This is a genomic window from Mycolicibacterium rhodesiae (genome assembly GCF_002086695.1).
In the GTDB taxonomy this organism is placed as follows: domain Bacteria; phylum Actinomycetota; class Actinomycetes; order Mycobacteriales; family Mycobacteriaceae; genus Mycobacterium; species Mycobacterium rhodesiae.
In genome coordinates this window covers 99,097-116,162 of sequence record NZ_MVIH01000006.1, presented here as the reverse complement: position 1 = coordinate 116,162, position 17,066 = coordinate 99,097, and the positions used below count along the sequence as shown (strand labels likewise).

Genomic DNA, 17,066 nt, shown 5'->3' with positions numbered 1-17,066 from the left:
GGAAAGTGTGACCGCGATGGTGAATGATGATCAGCTCCGCGACGGCTTCGAGGCCGAACGCCCGCGCCTACAGCGCATCGCCGGGCGGATCCTCGGTGATGCCGATGCGGCGCAGGACGTCGTGCAGCAGGCGTGGCTGCGGCTGCATGGCACCGACGAACCGATCGACAACCTTGCCGGCTGGCTGACCACCGTGACCTCTCGGCTGTGCCTCGACCGGCTGCGCGCACGCACCCCGGTGCCGACCGAGTCGATCGAGGTCGAAGAGACCGCACCCGACCCCGCCGACGACGTGGTGTTGGCCGACACCGTGGGTATCGCCCTTCAGGTGGTGCTCGACCGGCTGACACCCGCCGAACGGGTGTCTTTCGTCCTGCACGACAGCTTCGGTGTGGACTTCGAGTTGATTGCGTCGATGCTCGACACCACGCCGGTCGCAGCCCGCAAGCTGGCATCTCGGGCGCGGGCCAAGGTGCGCCCGGCGTCGCCGGAAGATGCGCTCGCCGACTGGGAAGTCGTCGACGCGTTCATGACCGCGGCGCGCGAGGGCGACTTCACCCGCCTGCTGCAACTCCTGGCACCCGACGTGACGGTCTCCGCCGACGCCGCCGCGGCCGCTCTCGGCACACCGGCCCACATGGAGGGCCGCGACGAGGTGGCCGCCTTCTTCAATGGGGCCGCCGCGGCGGCGTTTCCGGTCTTCGTCGAGGACCGGCCCGGGTCGGCCTGGATTCACCGCGGCGAAGTCAAGGTCGCGTTCGACTTCACCATCGAGGCCGGGCAGGTGCGCCGTCTGCAGTTTCGCGCCGAGCCCGACCTACTGGCCGGGGTACGACGGCGAGAAGGCGCCACGACGCGGGGTTAAACCGCGGTCTGCCGCTCGTCGACGCCTGGCGGCTCGACCACCACAACGGTGCCGCCACCGACCCGCTTGGCGCGGTACATGGCTTCGTCGGCACGATGCAGAATCGAGTCGAGGTCGAGTTGCACCGCGCCGACATGCTCCCAGGTGACCCCGACACTGAATCGAAGGAACAATCCTTTGGGATTACGCAGCGTCAGCGCTTGCACGCGGCGGACGAAACTGTCCAGGTCGTGGTCATCCAAAAGGCTTGCTACAAGCACGAATTCGTCACCACCGATCCGGGCGGCGATGTCGCGGGTACGGATCAGCTTCGTCAGCTGCTCGGCCACCACTCGCAGCGTCGCATCACCGGTGCCGTGCCCGTGGTCGTCGTTGAGCCGTTTGAACCCGTCGAGGTCGATGACCACGACCGCGAGCACCGAACCGCGCGGACTCCGCGCCCACGTCGTCCCGGCTTCGGCGTACAGACCCCGCCGATTCAGCAACCCGGTCAGGGAATCACGATTGGCCACATAGGCCGTGGCACTCAGGCTGCGGCGAGTGCCCTCGATGACCATCGCAGCGATCGCCGGCATCACCACGACCGTCGCCATCGCGGGCAGGAAGTACAGCGACAGCTCCGCCAGCGGCGCCCCGTCGAGCTGCACTCCGACCCAGGTAAGCGCCAGAATCGTCGCGGTCGCGAAACCGCAGTGCAGGAACAACACCCGATAGCCCAACAGCACGGCGGCGAATACACCGATCAGGCACATGTAGACGGTGGCGGCCAACCGCGCCTCGGGCGCGGTGAGCGTGGCGGCGGACACCGCGAGCGCGACGTCGCCCCAGACGGCGAACGCGACCGCGCGCCGATACCCCGGCCACGGGCGACCCAGCCACAGACCACCGATGAGCACGGCCGACAACAGCAGGAGAAGGTGAACGCCACGAGCGAACAGGCCGTGCGGTCCCAGCGGCTGGATGGAGTGAATCTGCTCCAGCGAGCTGAGCAGGCCCAGACAGATACACGCCACCCCGATGAAGATGCGGATTGCATTCAAATAGCCGGTGGCGCGCAGCACCGCGGTAGCGATGGCGAACTCGCGCTCACCCATGCCAAGGCCCTCGTCGTAGTGGTCAGTGTGTGTGGCGGATGCTATCGGTCACCACTGACGGTGGCTATGGCCTATTGGTCACACATCCCCGCCGGCGATGTACGCCCGCCACCCGCCGAACTCGGTGATCTCACGCTGTCCTTCGACCAGCGCGGGCTCCCCGATGACGCCGAGCACCGTCGAGCCGTCATCGAGGTTCACCTTGCCGATCGACAGCCCGGGCGGCTCGGCGAGCAGGATCCCGGCCAGACCCGCAGCCGGCACCTCCCACACCTCGACGGCCACACCGACCCCGGAACCGTCGGTGACACGGATCATTGCCGGATGCTCGTCGTTGATCGTCCACAGCCGGTACACCGGCTGGGTGGTGGCCTCCCGCAGGAACGTGGCTCCGGCGGCGGCCATGTTGGGCGACAGCTTCAGCCCTCGCATCAGTGTTCCGTTGACCGCCAACAGCACTGCGTCACTTCCCTTCTCATCCACTGTCAGGCCCGTCGCCGCACCGACGATCCGAGTACCCGACGTACCGGCCAGGATGGCCGGGATCTCCTCCGCGGCACCGATGACGCCGACCGAACCTGGCGTCGCGGCTACGAATTCGGCGACGGCTTGCACTTTGGGTTCCATCGAACCCTTGCCGAACTGGCCCGAGGCGATGTAGTCGCGGGCCTGCCCCACGGTGATGGTGTCCAACCAGGTCTCGGCAGGCGTGCCGAACCCGATGGCCACCCGCGGTACGCCGGTGGGAATCAGTAACAGCTCGGCACCGAGTTCGTGGGCCAGCAGGCCCGAGGCGATGTCCTTGTCGACGACGGCCTCCACCCCGACGACAGTGCCGTCGGGTTCGATCGCCACCGGGATGCCACCGCCGCCGACCGCGATGACGATCGCACCACCGTCGAGCAATTGGCGGATCACGTCGGTCTCCAGGATGGTGGTCGGCCGTGGTGAGGCCACCGTGCGCCGCCACCCGCGGCCGGCGTCCTCGGCGATCGACCAGCCCAACGTGTCCGCCAGTGCCCTGGCCCGGTCCTCGGTCAAGAACGAACCGACGGGTTTGGTGGGGTTGGTGAAGGCCGGGTCGTCGACGCTGACCACCGAGTGGGTGACCAGAGCCACCACCGGTCGCGACAAACCCCGGCGGGCCAGCTCGTTGCGCAGCGCTTTGACGAACATGTAGCCGATCGCACCCTGGGTGTCTGCGACTGCATAGTCCACCGGAACAGGATCGACCTCGTCCTTGGCGAGCTCCGAGCGCCGCAGAATGAAACCGACCTGCGGACCGTTGCCGTGGGAGACAACGAGATTCCAGCCTTGTTCCACCATGTCGATCAGCGGACCGACGGTGCGGCAGACCGTGTCGTACTGCTGGGGAATGGAGTCGTGTTCGGCGTCGGTGACCAACGCGTTGCCGCCGAACGCCACGATCGCGGTGCTCATGCTGCCCCGTCGAGGTTCGACGCCAGCGCTGCAAGGGCGGCGGTGAAGCACTCCATCGGCGCGGTGGTGATGCCCGCGCCGATCTGACCGACACCGGCTTGCCGGTGCGCGATCCCGGTGTTGATGATGGGCAGGATGCCGGAGTCGGCCACCAGACGGGCGTCGATTCCGGCAGGTGTGCCGCCGAAGTTCAACGGCGGCAGGGTGAATGCGGGGTTGGCGCCCAGCGTGATGGCCAGCATCCGGCGGCTGTTGGCGGTCGCGTCGGCCGGGGTTCCGCCGACGAACTGGACGATCGCCGGTGAGGCGGCCATCGCGAAGCCGCCCAGCCCGTTGGTCTCGGTGATCGCCGAGTCGCCGAGGTCGGCGGCCGCGTCGTCGACGGTGTATCCCGGGAAGTACAGTCCGTCAACGGGATTGGCCGGCGCCTGGAACCACTGATCGCCGGTGCCGGCGAGCTTGATGCCGAAGTTGACCCCGTTGCGGGCCATCACCGTGACCATGCTGCTGCCCGGCACCCCCGCCGCGGCGTCCGACATCGATTTGGCTGCGGCCATCGAGATGTTGAGGAAGAAGTGGTCATTGCCTGCGACGAACTCCAGCGCGCGGCGCACCGCGTCGGAGGGCAGGTCGGTGTTCAGCAGTGCCAAGGTCAACCGCTTGAACAGCAGCCCGGAAGCGGCGGCGTTGCGGTTGTGCAGTTCGTCGCCCATGTGCAGCGCTTGGGCCATCAGCGGTTTGAGGTCGGGATCGGCAAGCCCACGCACCGCGACCTGCATGGTGGTGAAGAAGTCGCCGCCCAGCCACCGCAGCCGGTCGAGCACGTCCGGGGAGTTGGCGCCGAACCGCAGCACCTTGCCCAAGCCCTCGTTGAGGTTGCTGTAGGCCCGGTTCCCGGCGGCGGTGTTTTCCACCACCCACACCGGCATCGACGGGCTGATGATCCCGGCCATCGGCCCGACCGCGCCGTGCTCGTGGCAGGGCTCCAGTGCCACTTCCCCACTACCCGCCAGCTTTTCGGCGGCGTCGAGGTCATCGGCCCAGCCTTCGTAGAGAATCGCCCCGGCGATCGCGCCGCGCTGCGGCCCGCACATGTCTACCCAGTCGATCGGCGGTCCGGAGTGCAGGATGCGGCGTTCACCGGGACCGAGCCCGGCCATCACCTCCCCGGCGCGAACGAGGTCGACCAGTCGAGGTTGCGCGGCCAGGTAACGGTCGAAGGCGATGTGGTTGGCTGCCTCGATGCGCGGGTCACCGACGAGATTGGCCAGCACCCAGCCCAGCGCCGGGTCGGCGCCTGCCGGCGGCGCCCAGGTGACGTCGGTGACCTGGCCGCCGGCCGCGGTGATGTTGGTGGCGAAGCCGCGCAATCCGACGTTGACGACGCTGAGATCCTGCTGGAGAAGCTCTTTCATCGATGGCCTCCCCGCGCGGTGACCAGGGTCGCGGACCACAGGGCCGCCTCCGCGTTGCTCGACGCGACCAGCACCCCGGCGGATTTCAAGCCCGCCACGGCCTTCGCGTGATCCTGCGGATCCAACTCGGTGCCACACACGTAACCAATGAATGCGATGGTGCTTCCGTCGGCGCGGGCAGTGTCGATGATCGAAACCAGTTCCGCCGTCGGGTCAGCGGCCGAGCCGTAGCCAAGTACCACGTCGAACAACACGACGGCCGTGGCGGGGTCGGCGATCTCGGCGCGGATGCGGGCGTCCTTCTGCGACGGGTCGATCATGGGATGTGGCTTGCCGCGGGTGAATTCATCGTCGCCCATGTCGAGGATGGCGTTCCCCTGACTGGTGCGGAGGTCGGCCACGGTGGTGTTGCCGGCCACCGGGGTATTCGACTGGGCGGTCACGCCATGGGTGTGGTGTATCAGCTGCGCTTCGTAGCAGAAGGTGCCGCCGGAGAAGATGCCCCGGACGAACCGCTGGCTGGGCGCCATCGCTCCCGCGAGATCGCTCAAGGTTCGGCTCATCTCGGCTGAGATGGCGATACCGGAAGCGGTCGGCTGCCGACCACCGGCCAATTCGACGGCCATATCCGCGGCCTGCGCAAGCGATGCCGCGCCGTACACGCCGTCACGGGTGACGGAATCGGGATCGGCGCCGAGGAAGATGACGACGACAGGCTTGAGGCTGTCCTGCGCCGCGGCAAGCACTTTCGTGGCCACCGTCGGTGACGGCGGCTTGGACACCAGCACTATGACCGTGGTGGCAGGGTCGGCGTCCAAGGCGGCCAACCCGTGCAGCATCGAGATTCCGCCGATCGCCTCAGCCAGGTCGTGCCCGCCGGTGCCGAGCGCATGCGAGACCCCGGAACCGTTCTGATGGATCCGGACGGTGACTTCCTGGGTGCCGGTGCCGGAGGCGCCGACCACCCCGATCGGGCCGCGTCGCACCACGTTGGCGAAACCCAGCGGGATCCCGTTGACGATCGCGGTGCCGCAGTCCGGGCCCATCACCATCAGGTCACGGGCCTGCGCATAGTCCTTGAGCGCCAATTCGGCCTCGGGAGTGACGTTGTCGCTGAACACCATGACGTCCAAGCCCAGCCGGAGCGCCTTCATCGCCTCGGCGGCGGCATAATCGCCGGGCACGGAGATCAGCGCCAGGTTGAGCGCAGGATCGGTGGCGACAGCCGTCTGGATGCTGGTGATCGGCGCCGCCGACGTCGGTTCGCCGCTGTCAGTGGGCGATGCCGACAGCAGCGTATCGGCCGCGGCCAACGCCTCGTCGCACGCTTCCTGGCTGCCCGACACCGCGACGATCAAATCGTTGGGCCGCACCTCGAATGTGCCGAGGCCGGCGTGGGCGAGGTTGTCGACGTTGGTGGCCGAGGCCATCACCACCGACGCGGCCTCGATACCGGGTATCGACGTCACCCGCGCCGACACCGTCATCAAGGACACCGAGTCCTTGTAGAGGTTGGGATACGACCGCGAACCGGTTGCCATGCGTCAGGACGTCGCCGCAATGAACTCGTCGGCGTCGGCCACCCATCCGAAAATGGCGCCCTGAGCCTTGATCATCTCGAGCGCCACCCGCTGGAATTCCGGAAAATACGACGCCACGCAGTCGCTGAGCACCAGGCATTCGTAACCCCGGTCGTTGGCCTCGCGGACCGTCGTGTGGACACAGACTTCAGTGGTCACCCCGCAGACCACGAGCGTCTTGATGCCACGATCGGCCAGGATCTGGCCCAGGTCGGTGGCATGAAAGCTGCCCTTGCCGGGTTTGTCGATCACCGGTTCGCCGTCGATGGGGTACAGCTGGTCGATGATGTCGTGACCCTGCTCGCCGCGAACCAGGATGCGGCCCATGGGGCCCGGTTCACCGATGAACGTCTTGCCGCCGCGATGCAGCTTGGCCGGCGGGCAGTCGGTCAGGTCGGGGCGGTGCCCCTCTCGGGTGTGGATGACCAGCATGCCGATCTTGCGAGCCTGGGCCAGCACCCGCTCGATCGGCTCGACCGCGGCCAACAGCAGTGAGGTGTCGTTGCCGAGCGCCTCACCGAAGCCACCGGGCAGCACGAAGTCGCGCTGCATGTCGATGATCACGAGCGCGGTGCTCGCGACGTCGATATCGAGCGGGAAGGGCTCCGCATTGATCGTTGCCACCTGTGGTTTCCCTTCTGCCGCCGGAACTGGCGGATTCATTGAAACGTAACCGGCAGCCGATCGCGCGGGTGAACATTTCCGCGGTGTAAACAATCTTCCCCGACCGACCGCAAGTCGATCGCAAGTGTCCTGCAAGTGCGGCCGGCCATGGTCGTGGCATGAAAACACCGCAGCCCGTCACCGTCACCCCCCGCAAGCCCCACGACCCCGAGCCCGAGCTGACCGGCATCACGCTGGCGCACCGAGCGATGCTCACCGACGTCGGGCGCCTGGTCGCCGTGGTGACCGACATCGGCGAGGGCCGGCAGCGCTGCTCGACCCGGCGTGCCCAGGCGATCGCCCGCTACACCGACCTGCTCTGCGAATCCATCCACCACCACCACTCCGTCGAGGACACCGTGTTGTGGCCGGTGATCGACGCCTGCGCAGGCGGCGTCGTCGACCTGACCGAGCTGACCGACGACCACGCCGCGCTGGATCCGCGCCTGGAGATCATCGGGCACCGGGCGAACGCGTTCCGGGTCGCCGGTGACCGCCGCACCGCCGCGCTGCTGGGCGCCGAGTTGGCCGACCTACGCAATCTGCTCACCGAGCACATCGCCGAGGAGGAGCGGGACATCTTTCCGGTGATCCGTCAGTACGTCTCGGTCGCTGATTGGCAGGTCGTGGAGAAGACGGCCCAGCGGACGGGGCGGTTGACGTTCGACGGGCCACGCACGGTGGGGGCGGCGACCGACGACGAACGAGCGGCCCTGGCCAAGGAAGTCAGTCCCGTTCTTCGTCTGCTCTTGACCGTATTGGCTTGGCGGCACCGCAAATTCGAGAAGGAGGTGTTCAGCGGCTGACCCGGTCGACGAGCCGGGCCGCCTCCGCCGCCAGCTGAGTCCTCAGCGCCGCGGCGGCGGCCCGGTACCGTCGCGCGTCGGCGTCGGCGCCTCGTAAGTCGGCAACCGCGGCCAACGCGTCGTCGACGGCGCCGGCCAGCAGGCTGCCGTTGTCGAGCCCCGCCATCCGGCCCGAAAACGGTTGCAGTTCTTCAGCACACCGGATCGCGGCATCAGCATCACCGAGCGCGACGGCGGCGTGCGCCCGCAGCGTCGTCATCGCCAGCCAGTAGTAGGACCGTTCGACCGGCTCTCGGCTCGCCCAGATCTGCCGGGCGTCGTCTGGGCGCCCGGCGCTGAGCAACGCCAGCACCGCACCGTCGGCGATCGAAGTCGAGACGTGAGTGTGCACGGCCAGCAAGTCGTCGGCCAGCGGTGCCAGCTCCCCGCGAGCCAGACCCGCGGTGAACCTGCCGACCAAGCCCATCTGCGCGCCGTTGGCGGTGCCCTGCTCGGCCAGCTGCCGGGCGGCCCCGACATAGCGCCGCTCGCCCTCGTCGATCCGGCCTGCCAGCACGGTCAGCTGGGCGGTGAACACCTCCAACACCGTCAGCAGCGGGGCAAGCTGACCGGTGCCTGCCCTGGCCACCGCAAGGTCGACATGGTCGAGGGCGGCAACCAGATCGGAACGACCGGCTGCGGCGAGGAACGCCAGCCAATGTGCGACGGCCTGATAGTCGACGGCAGCGGATGCCTCTGCGACGGAAAGAAATTCGTTGGTCAGCCGCTCGCGCTCGTGGGCCAGATCCGGACCCAGCGCGGCGTAGGCACGCGCATTGAGCGCCGCGCACAGCAGCCTGCCGTGCACCTGCGGATCTCGTTCGTACAGTGCACGCGCCAGCGTGAGCGCCTCGGCGCTCGCCGCCAGTGCGGCATCATGGTCGGCGCCCTCCAACTCGGCGAACAATGTGGTGAGCAGCCGCACCCGGACCTCCGGCGACAACTCACCGCGGAGTACCCGCTGCAGCGGGTCGACGATGTCGGCGTCGGCGCGGTCACTGATCCGAACCCGCCAGATCAACGGCGCGTCCCACGACGTCAGCAACCGGGCGACGCGTCCGTCGGACCCATCCGCAAGCGGCAGAGCCTCTTTCAAGCCAGCACGGGCCGCGACCACATCGCCGACCCGGGCGGATGCTGCCACCCATCCGCAGTAGGCCTCGATGGATCGCTCGGCATCCGGCGGCCCGGCCTCGGCGCGGTTCGCCAGCTTCAGCATCCGCACTGCGGCCTGCCATTGCCGGGCTGCCTCGGCCGGTGCGCCAACGCGGTCGGCGTCGCGGCCTGCGGCCATCGCCAGTTCGGCGGCGGCGGCCGCGCTGGCCGGTGTCGCAGCCGCAACAGCGTGATAGGCCAGGGCTGCAGGATCCGTCGACCGGGCCACCAGCAGGTCCAGTACGGCCGCGTGCAGGCGAGACCGACGCAGCAGGGACGTGTCTTCGTACAGCGTGTCGCGCACCAATGCGTGCGCGAACCTGACCTGGCCGGGGGCAGGCTCCTCCAAGAGACCGACCAGCACCGCGGGTTCGAGCGCTTCGAATACGTCGTCGGGGTCGCGCTGGGCGAGTTCGGCGAGCAGATCGACGTCGATCTCCCGGCCGAGCACAGCGGCCTGGCGGAGGGCCGTCACTGTCGCACCGGGAAGTCGAATCAGTCTGCGCCGCAGCACATCCCCCACCCCGGTCGGTACCGCGACCCGCGCGGTATCGAGTCCCTCAGACAGCATCAGCCGGGCCATCTCCCGAACGAAGAGCGGGTTGCCCCCGGTGCGGTCGTGCAACAGCTGCGACTCGTTGTCGGTGAGATCGGTCAAGCCGCATTCGGCGGCCAGCGCAGCGGTTGCCCGCGCGTCCAGTCCCCCGATGCTGAGATGCGCGACGGTGCGCACCGCGAGTGCCGCGCGTGCCGCCGCCAATTCGGTTCCCGACTCCGACGGCCGGTAGGTGGCCACGATCAGGACGGGTCGGTCCTGCAATTCGTGGACGACCAACCGCAACAGTTCCAGGGTGAGGCCGTCAGTTCGGTGCAGATCGTCCAGAAGCACCGCGACCGGTTGGACGGTGGCGGACCGGCCGATCACGTCCGCGACGGCATGCGCTGTCCAGAACGTACTTTGGTCGCCGTCCTCGTTCGCGTGCTCGGCGTCGTGCAGCAGTGGCGCGAGGGCGCGGATGAGACGTTGATCGGCGGCGGCGAAGGAGTCGCTGAAGTGTCGCAGCACCTCCGTCCAGGCCCACCCTGGCGGCGCGCCGTCGACCTCTGGGCATCTTCCGGCCGCGACTGTCCAACCAGCGGCACGTAACCGGGTCGCGGCAGCGCCGGTGACGGTGGTCTTTCCGGCGCCTGCCTCACCACCGACCCACACCAGGCGGCTGCCACCGGCGCGGGCGTCGTGAGCGGCAGCATCGATCGCCGCCAGCTCACGAGAACGACCATGGGGCGCTGAGGGTTCGGACATATCCGGCACGGAGCTCGGCGCCTGCGGCAGCGGTAGCGCGGCCGGTTGATCGTCGTCGAGATGCGCGGCGTGGCGCAGGATGTCGCGTTCGAGATCACGCAGCGCCCGGCCCGGTTCGAGTCCGAGTTCGTCGGCGAGATGATCACGTGTACTGCGTAACACCGCCAACGCGGCGACCTGCCGACCAGCCCGGTAGAGCGCCGTGGCGAGGATGGCGGCCGCCCCCTCTCTGGTCGGGTGCTCGAGCACCACACGTTCCAGCGCGCCGATCACGGCACTGTGGTGGCCCAGCGCAAGCTGGGCCGATGCCCGCAATTCGATTGCAGCGAGCCGTAATTCCGCGAGGCGGGCGATCTCCGCGATGGCCCACGCGGCATCGGACACCTCGGCGTAGGGTTCACCGGCCCATTGCTCGAGGGCCGCGGTGAGGAGTTCGACCCGCTGCGCCGGGTCGGGTTCGGCCTCGGCCGCCCGCACCTGCTCGTCGAACCACCATGCGTCAACGGAATCGGCGGGCAGCGCCAGCCGATAGCCGGGTGCGGCACTGACGATGAGCTCGGCCGGGGCCCGCCGCGCGCGGCCCGGTTCGAGCACGCGCCGCAGATGCGACACGTAAGCCTGAAGTGCGGACAGCGCTTTCGGCGGGGGCTCGCCGTGCCAGAGATCCTCGATGAGTCGGTCGACCGAGACCACCTGACCCTTGGCCAGCACCAGTCGCGCCAGCAGGGAACGCTGGCGTGGTCCGCCCACGTCCACCGGCGTCGAACCGTGCCAAGCCCGGACCGGACCCAAGACGGCCACCCGGACAGGTTGCTGGTGCGGTGCCGCCATGATGATCCGACCCTAACTGCTAGCCTCCCCAAGATGGAGACTTGCAATGTCTGACCTGGTCCTTTATCAGGTCATCGATCGTGTCGCGCTGATCACCGTCAACGATCCCGACCGCCGCAACGCGGTCACCGACGCGATGTCCCAGCAGCTGCGCGACGCCGTCGAGGCAGCCGAGGCCGAGGCCCATGCCGTGGTGATCACCGGCGCGGGCAAGGCGTTCTGTGCGGGCGCGGACCTGTCCGCGCTCGGCGCGGCCGCCAAGGAGGGGCTCGAGCGAATCTACGCCGGCTTCATGGCCGTCGGCCGGTGCGCACTGCCGACCATCGCGGCGGTCAACGGCGCGGCCGTGGGAGCCGGGCTGAACCTGGCGCTGGCCGCCGACGTCCGGATCGCGGGGCCGCACGCCGTGTTCGATCCCCGGTTCCAGAAGCTCGGCATCCATCCCGGCGGCGGCGCGACGTGGATGCTGCAGCGCGCAGTCGGCCCGCAGGTCGCCCGCGCGGCACTGCTGTTCGGCATGCGATTCGACGCCGAGGCCGCGGTACGGCATGGCCTGGCGCTGACCGTGGCAGAGGATCCCGTCGCGGCTGCGCGCGAGTTGGCCGCCGGGCCTGCGGCCGCGCCGCGCGAGGTCGTGCTGTCCACGAAGGCCTCGATGCGCGCGACGGCCATCCCAGGCTTCCTCGACACCGACCACCACGAGGCGGCCAAGGACATCGAGCTCGGCCCGCAGGCCACCTCGATCGAATCGCCGGAGTTCAAGGCCCGGCTGGCGGCCGCCCAGCGGCGCTGACCCGGCCCGGTTGCAATATGCAGGCAGATGACTGCATAATTGCGCCGTGGACGCGGACGCGGTCTTCAAGGCGTTGGCCGACCCCGGCAGGCGACGGTTACTCGACATGCTTCACGAGCGCGCGGGACTGACGCTCGGCGAGCTCTGCGAGGGGCTCGACATGCGCAGGCAGTCGGTCAGCCAGCACCTCGAGATTCTCGAGAGCGCCAACCTCGTGACCTCAGTGCGCGACGGCCGCCGCAAGCTCCACTACCTGAATGCAGTACCGATCCACCAACTCCAGACCCGCTGGATCTGGAAGTTCGAAGAGCCTCGACTGGCGGCTCTGGACATGATCAAGCAGCACGCGGAGGGACACGCTATGTCGGACATTCCCGATTACGTCTACACCACCTACATTCACGCCACCGCCGAGCAGGTGTGGCACGCTCTCACCGACGCCGAGCTGACCGCGAAATTCTGGGGTCATGCCCAGGTCTCGGATTGGCGCGTGGGCGGCCGCGTCGAGCACGTCCGGTCTGATGGCTCCGGCGTCGTCGACGTCGCCGGCACCGTGATGGAGGTCGACCCACCGCGCCGATTGGTCTTCGGCTTCGGCGAGCCCAGCGACGATCCGACGGCCGAGGAAAGCGTCGTCACGTTCGACATCGAGCCCTTCCGGGACATCGTCAAACTGACTGTGACACATACGAATTTCCAGTCCCCTGCGGACCGGGAGTCGGTCGGGCAGGGCTGGCCGACGGTATTCGCCAATCTCAAGACGCTGCTGGAGACCGGCGACGTACTACCCACCGCGCCGTGGGAGTTCCACGCCCACGTCTGACGTCGAGCGTGCGAGTTGTCGGTGGCGAACGGTCGATTCGTCGACGATAACTCGCACGCTCAACGCCGCTGGGGATGGACGTAATCGCCCGGTCGCTGATTCGTCGATGGTGTTGGTGTGCAGGACCAACCGTTCCTCGGGATGTCGGCGATGCGCAGCGGACAGGTCACCGACCACCAACTGCGCACCCGCTATCGCGCGGTGTTCCGCAATGTCTACCTCGCCAATGAATTGCCGTTGACGGCATTACAGCGCGCCCGGGCAGCGTGGCTGTTCGCCGGACCCGACGTCGTGCTGGCCGGACGATCGGCCGCCGCGATCCACGGCACGAAATGGTTGGACGACAACGCCCCCGCGGAGATCATCCGCGCCGACCGGCACACCTCCCCAGGCCTTATCGCGCATTCGTATGCGATCGCAGACGACGACGTGTGCCTACGGCAGGGCATGCGAGTCACCACTGCTGCGCGCACCGCGTTCGACGTCGGACGACGACTTCCCCCGCGCGACGCGGTGCCCTTGCTCGACGCGCTGATGAATGCCACCCGACTCAAGCCCGACGACATCCGTGCAATCGCCGACGCGAATCCCGGCGTGCGGGGTGTTCGGCGGCTACGTGCGGCGCTGGCGTTGGCCGACGGCGGTGCCGAATCACCGCGCGAATCACTACTTCGCATGCTCTTGGTCGGCGCAGGCCTGCCGACGCCGGAGACGCAGATCGAGTTCTTCGACGATTACGGCGACGTCGTCATCCGCATCGACATGGGTTGGCGGGAATGGCGGGTCGCCGTCGAATACGACGGAGTGCAGCATTGGACTGACGGCCGACAGCGGTCCTGGGACATCGATCGCATCGCGATCCTGGATTCGATGGGATGGGCGGTTATCCGGGTGAGCGCCGACATGCTCAGACGACCCGACGTGATCATCGCGCGTGTCACCGCCAAGCTGCGCGCTGGCGGCTGCCCGTCTGACGTCGAGCGTGCGAGTTGTCGGTGGTGAACGGTCGATTCGTCGACCACAACTCGCACGCTCGGCATCAACCGTTTAGAGATCGAGCAGCGCGGTCTCCGGCGATTCGATGAGTCCGCGCAGATCGGTCAGGAACGCGGCGGCTTGCGCCCCGTCGGCGATGCGATGGTCGAACGCACACGTCAGCGTCATCGTCGGGCGAGCCACCACTGTGCCGTCGACCACCACGGCCCGCGCCTTCAGGGAGCCCATCCCGAGGATCGCGGCCTCCGGGTAGTTGATCACCGGTACCCCGTCGTCAAGACCCAGCGCACCGAAGTTCGACACGGTGAACGTCGAGCCACTCAGCTGGGTCGGCGCCAAGGTGCCTGCCCTGGCATGCCCCACCACCTCGTCGACGGCGGCAGCCAACTGCCGGGTGGAACGTCCGCGGGTCTCCACGACCGGAACCACCAGGCCTCGCTCGGTCGCCACCGCGACACCCAGCCGAACGTCGGGGTGCATCCGGATCTCCGGTCCCGCATCGGCTTCCACCCAGGTGGCGTTGAGCATTGGATGGCGGCCGAGCGCGATCACCAGCAACCGCAACGTCAGGACGAACGGGGTCACGTCAAGCTGATCACGTAGCCGCAGCAGCGCCATGCCGTCCACCTGGACGCTGGCGTGGGCATCGGGAATGCGGCTGCGAGACAACGACATGTGGGTGGCCATCCGGGCGTGTACACCACGCACCGGGATGCTCTGTGATGTAGCCCCGGCCGCATCGAGCACGTCGTCCCGGGTGATCACCCCGTCGATCCCCGATCCGGGCCGCAACCCGTTCAGGTCTACCGCGAGCTCGGCTGCGAGCTTGCGCGTTTTCGGGGCCGCCCGCGCCCGCCGACTGCGGTCCATGCCGTCGTCGATGCCGTAGCCGACCAGTACCGGTGCGCGCTCTGAAGTTTCGATGCGCACCAACAGTGTTCCCACGCCCAGGGTTTCACCCTCAGCTCCACCAAGCTCGGCGACCCGCCCAGCGTACGGGCTGGGGATCTCGACTTCGGCCTTGTTGGTCTCGACCGTGCACAGGGTCTGGTTGAGTTCGACCACATCTCCGACGGCGACGGCCCAACTGGTGATCGTCGCGTCCTCGAGGCCCTCGCCCAGGTCGGGCACCAGGAAGTCGCTCATGGTCGTCGCATCGCTTTCTCGACGCAGTCGAGCAGGCGGTCCACGCCAGGCAGCCAGAGCTTCTCCAACCGCGCAGGCGGGTACGGGGTGTCAAACCCGGTGGCCCGCAGCACCGGTGACTCCAGGTCGTAGAACAGCTCCTCGGAGATTCGCGCGGCCAACTCTGCTCCGAAGCCCAGGGTGCGGGGTCCCTCGTGCATGACGATCGCGCGGCCCGTCTTGCAGATCGACGCGGCCACCGTGTCGAAGTCCAACGGGCTCAGCGAGCGCAGGTCGACCACTTCGACACTGCAGTCAGCGATCTCTGCGGCATTCAGAGCGGTCCCGACCAGCCCGCCAAAGGTGAGCACCGTGACGTCGTCGCCCGGTCGCCGGATCACAGCCTTGCCAATCGGCGGTCCCGGCACCGCGAGGTCGACTGCCTCACGGCCCCAGTACCGCCGCTTGGGCTCCAGGTAGATCACCGGATCGCGGGCGGCGATGGAATGCCGGAGCAACCAATATGCGTCCGAGGGTGTAGACGGCACAACGACTTTCAGCCCGGCGGTGTGCACCCAGTAGGTCTCGGTGGATTCCGAGTGATGCTCGACCGCGCCGATACCGCCGAACGACGGGATTCGGACCGTGACCGGCATGTCGACCTGGCCGCGGGTCCGGTTACGGTACTTGGCGAGGTGGCTGACGATCTGGTCGAACGCCGGGTAGGAGAACCCGTCGAACTGGATCTCCGGGACGGGTACGAAACCGCGAATCGCCAGGCCAATGGCGACACCGATGATCGCCGACTCGGCCAGCGGCGTATCGAAACACCTTTGGTTCCCGAATGTTTCGGCCAACCCCTCGGTGATGCGGAAGACCCCGCCCAGGTCGGCCACGTCCTCGCCGAACACCAGCACCCGGTCATCGCCTGCCATCGCGTCGTGCAGGGCACGGTTGATCGCCTGCGCCATGGTCAGAGTGGTGACGGTGGGCAGTTCGGTCAGCAGCGGGCCGTCAGGCTCCGGTGTGCCGTCGCCGCGCATCGGCGGCCGCTCGATGATCTGAGTCATCGCAGGCCTCCCGCCAACTCGGTGCGCAATTGCTCACGCTGCGCGGATAATTCGGGCGTGATCTCGGCGTAGACGTGGTCGAACAGCTCGTCCGCATCCGGATCGGGGGTGCCCACCACCGCGTCGCGGAGCTCGGTCCGCAGCCGCGCCGACCGCGACTGCACTCGCTGCTCGATCCGCTCGGTGAGGACGCCCCTCTCCTGGAGATACGTGCGGTACCGAGTGATCGGGTCGCGGGCCGACCAGTAGGCGATCTCGTCGGCGCTGCGGTAGCGGGTGGCGTCGTCGGAGGTGGTGTGGGGTTCCATCCGGTAGGTGACCGCTTCGATGAGCGTGGGTCCGTCCCCGGCCCGCGCCCGGTCAGCGGCTTCACTCATCACCGCGAAGCAGGCCAGGATGTCGTTGCCGTCCACTTGGATTCCCGGCATTCCGTAGCCGGCCGCGCGCTGCGCGAGGGTGGGCACGGCGTACTGGCGGCTCGCCGGGACCGAGATGGCCCACTGGTTGTTCTGGACGTAGAAAACACACGGCGCTTTCTCGACGGCGGCCAGGTTCATCGCCTCGTGCGTGTCACCTTCACTGGTGGCGCCGTCGCCGAGGAATGCCACCGTCACCGAATCCTCGCCCAGCCGTTGGGCCGCCATCGCCGCGCCAACGGCGTGCACGGTGTGGGTGGCGATGGGAATGGCGACGGGTGCACAGCACTTGCTGGTGAAATCCAGCCCGCCATGCCAGGCGCCTCGCCACAGTGCGGCCACGTTCGCGGGCGGGATCCCGCGAACCAGGAATACACCCAGTTCGCGGAATTGCGGGAACAGCCAGTCGGTCTTCCGCAGTGCCGCCGCGGCGCCGATCTGCGCGGCCTCCTGGCCCCGGCAGGACGCGTACAGCGCCAATTCGCCCTGGCGCTGCAGATTGACGAACTCGATGTCGAGATCCCGCGCGACAACCAGATTTTCGTAGAGCCACGCTAGGGTTTCCGGCGGCAGATCACGGCGATATCGGCTTTCGGCCGCCGCTGTTCCGTCGGGCCCGATGAGTTGAATCGGCTGATCCATAACCGCCTCC

At 68.1% G+C, this 17,066-nt stretch carries 14 protein-coding genes; 5 read left to right on the top strand and 9 right to left on the bottom strand.

Annotated elements, in window-relative coordinates; translation table 11 throughout:
* Positions 1-16 precede the first annotated feature (16 nt).
* On the top strand, positions 17-865 hold the full coding sequence (locus tag BST42_RS14930) for a sigma-70 family RNA polymerase sigma factor (RefSeq protein WP_083120276.1): 849 nt from the start codon (positions 17-19) through the stop codon (positions 863-865).
* Here BST42_RS14930 and BST42_RS14925 read toward each other — a convergent pair.
* From BST42_RS14925 to BST42_RS14905, 5 genes are all read right to left on the bottom strand, one after another.
* Entirely contained in the window at positions 862-1,959 is a 1,098-nt protein-coding gene (locus BST42_RS14925) for a GGDEF domain-containing protein (RefSeq protein ID WP_083119999.1), read from the bottom strand. The two genes, BST42_RS14930 and BST42_RS14925, sit on opposite strands and share 4 nt — an antisense overlap.
* A 78-nt stretch (positions 1,960-2,037) precedes the next feature.
* On the bottom strand, positions 2,038-3,399 hold the full coding sequence (locus BST42_RS14920; protein ID WP_083119996.1) for a carbamate kinase: 1,362 nt from the start codon (positions 3,397-3,399) through the stop codon (positions 2,038-2,040).
* Positions 3,396-4,814, bottom strand: a complete 1,419-nt coding sequence (locus BST42_RS14915) for a YlbE family protein (RefSeq protein WP_083119993.1) — start codon at positions 4,812-4,814, stop codon at positions 3,396-3,398. Before BST42_RS14915 ends, BST42_RS14920 begins: the two co-directional genes overlap by 4 nt.
* Complete coding sequence (gene fdrA / locus BST42_RS14910) at positions 4,811-6,355, bottom strand: acyl-CoA synthetase FdrA (RefSeq protein ID WP_083119990.1); 1,545 nt, start codon at positions 6,353-6,355, stop codon at positions 4,811-4,813. The genes BST42_RS14915 and fdrA overlap by 4 nt, the downstream gene beginning before the upstream one ends.
* Before the next feature lie 3 nt (positions 6,356-6,358).
* Positions 6,359-7,057: a cysteine hydrolase family protein gene (locus BST42_RS14905; protein ID WP_083119987.1), complete on the bottom strand. Its 699-nt coding sequence runs from the start codon at positions 7,055-7,057 to the stop codon at positions 6,359-6,361.
* Between the two features lie 119 nt (positions 7,058-7,176).
* Here BST42_RS14905 and BST42_RS14900 point away from each other — a divergent pair, with 119 nt between their 5' ends.
* On the top strand, positions 7,177-7,863 hold the full coding sequence (locus BST42_RS14900) for a hemerythrin domain-containing protein (RefSeq protein ID WP_083119985.1): 687 nt from the start codon (positions 7,177-7,179) through the stop codon (positions 7,861-7,863).
* On the opposite strand, the gene BST42_RS14895 is transcribed toward BST42_RS14900, so the two are convergent.
* Positions 7,853-11,191 carry an ATP-binding protein gene (locus tag BST42_RS14895; RefSeq protein WP_083119982.1) on the bottom strand — a complete coding sequence of 1,113 codons (3,339 nt, stop codon included), beginning with the start codon at positions 11,189-11,191 and terminating at the stop codon, positions 7,853-7,855. The genes BST42_RS14900 and BST42_RS14895 overlap by 11 nt on opposite strands.
* A gap of 46 nt (positions 11,192-11,237) precedes the next feature.
* Here BST42_RS14895 and BST42_RS14890 point away from each other — a divergent pair, with 46 nt between their 5' ends.
* The 3 genes from BST42_RS14890 (at position 11,238) to BST42_RS14880 (ending at position 13,809) form a co-directional block, all read left to right on the top strand.
* On the top strand, positions 11,238-11,984 hold the full coding sequence (locus tag BST42_RS14890; RefSeq protein WP_083119980.1) for an enoyl-CoA hydratase: 747 nt from the start codon (positions 11,238-11,240) through the stop codon (positions 11,982-11,984).
* Between the two features lie 46 nt (positions 11,985-12,030).
* Entirely contained in the window at positions 12,031-12,807 is a 777-nt protein-coding gene (locus BST42_RS14885; protein WP_083119978.1) for an ArsR/SmtB family transcription factor, read from the top strand.
* Between the two features lie 141 nt (positions 12,808-12,948).
* Entirely contained in the window at positions 12,949-13,809 is an 861-nt protein-coding gene (locus BST42_RS14880) for a DUF559 domain-containing protein (protein WP_083120275.1), read from the top strand.
* Positions 13,810-13,854: 45 nt separating this feature from the next.
* Here BST42_RS14880 and BST42_RS14875 read toward each other — a convergent pair whose 3' ends face one another.
* From BST42_RS14875 to pdhA, 3 genes are read right to left on the bottom strand one after another with little or no spacing between them, the layout of a single operon-like run.
* Positions 13,855-14,949, bottom strand: a complete 1,095-nt coding sequence (locus tag BST42_RS14875; RefSeq protein ID WP_083119975.1) for a dihydrolipoamide acetyltransferase family protein — start codon at positions 14,947-14,949, stop codon at positions 13,855-13,857.
* Positions 14,946-15,971, bottom strand: coding sequence for an alpha-ketoacid dehydrogenase subunit beta (locus BST42_RS14870; RefSeq protein ID WP_237159454.1), 1,026 nt, complete (start codon positions 15,969-15,971; stop codon positions 14,946-14,948). The genes BST42_RS14875 and BST42_RS14870 overlap by 4 nt, the downstream gene beginning before the upstream one ends.
* A 23-nt stretch (positions 15,972-15,994) precedes the next feature.
* Positions 15,995-17,056, bottom strand: a complete 1,062-nt coding sequence (gene pdhA, locus BST42_RS14865; protein ID WP_083119969.1) for a pyruvate dehydrogenase (acetyl-transferring) E1 component subunit alpha — start codon at positions 17,054-17,056, stop codon at positions 15,995-15,997.
* Positions 17,057-17,066: the final 10 nt, after the last annotated feature.

Bases quoted from the DNA above. Each gene is read 5' to 3' on its own strand.
- BST42_RS14930 (WP_083120276.1), top strand. From the start codon at position 17: ATGGTGAATGATGATCAGCTCCGCGACGGCTTCGAGGCCGAACGCCCG.
- BST42_RS14925 (WP_083119999.1), bottom strand. From the start codon at position 1,959: ATGGGTGAGCGCGAGTTCGCCATCGCTACCGCGGTGCTGCGCGCCACC.
- BST42_RS14920 (WP_083119996.1), bottom strand. From the start codon at position 3,399: ATGAGCACCGCGATCGTGGCGTTCGGCGGCAACGCGTTGGTCACCGAC.
- BST42_RS14915 (WP_083119993.1), bottom strand. From the start codon at position 4,814: ATGAAAGAGCTTCTCCAGCAGGATCTCAGCGTCGTCAACGTCGGATTG.
- fdrA (WP_083119990.1), bottom strand. From the start codon at position 6,355: ATGGCAACCGGTTCGCGGTCGTATCCCAACCTCTACAAGGACTCGGTG.
- BST42_RS14905 (WP_083119987.1), bottom strand. From the start codon at position 7,057: ATGAATCCGCCAGTTCCGGCGGCAGAAGGGAAACCACAGGTGGCAACG.
- BST42_RS14900 (WP_083119985.1), top strand. From the start codon at position 7,177: ATGAAAACACCGCAGCCCGTCACCGTCACCCCCCGCAAGCCCCACGAC.
- BST42_RS14895 (WP_083119982.1), bottom strand. From the start codon at position 11,191: ATGGCGGCACCGCACCAGCAACCTGTCCGGGTGGCCGTCTTGGGTCCG.
- BST42_RS14890 (WP_083119980.1), top strand. From the start codon at position 11,238: ATGTCTGACCTGGTCCTTTATCAGGTCATCGATCGTGTCGCGCTGATC.
- BST42_RS14880 (WP_083120275.1), top strand. From the start codon at position 12,949: ATGTCGGCGATGCGCAGCGGACAGGTCACCGACCACCAACTGCGCACC.
- BST42_RS14875 (WP_083119975.1), bottom strand. From the start codon at position 14,949: ATGAGCGACTTCCTGGTGCCCGACCTGGGCGAGGGCCTCGAGGACGCG.
- BST42_RS14870 (WP_237159454.1), bottom strand. From the start codon at position 15,971: ATGCGCGGCGACGGCACACCGGAGCCTGACGGCCCGCTGCTGACCGAA.
- pdhA (WP_083119969.1), bottom strand. From the start codon at position 17,056: ATGGATCAGCCGATTCAACTCATCGGGCCCGACGGAACAGCGGCGGCC.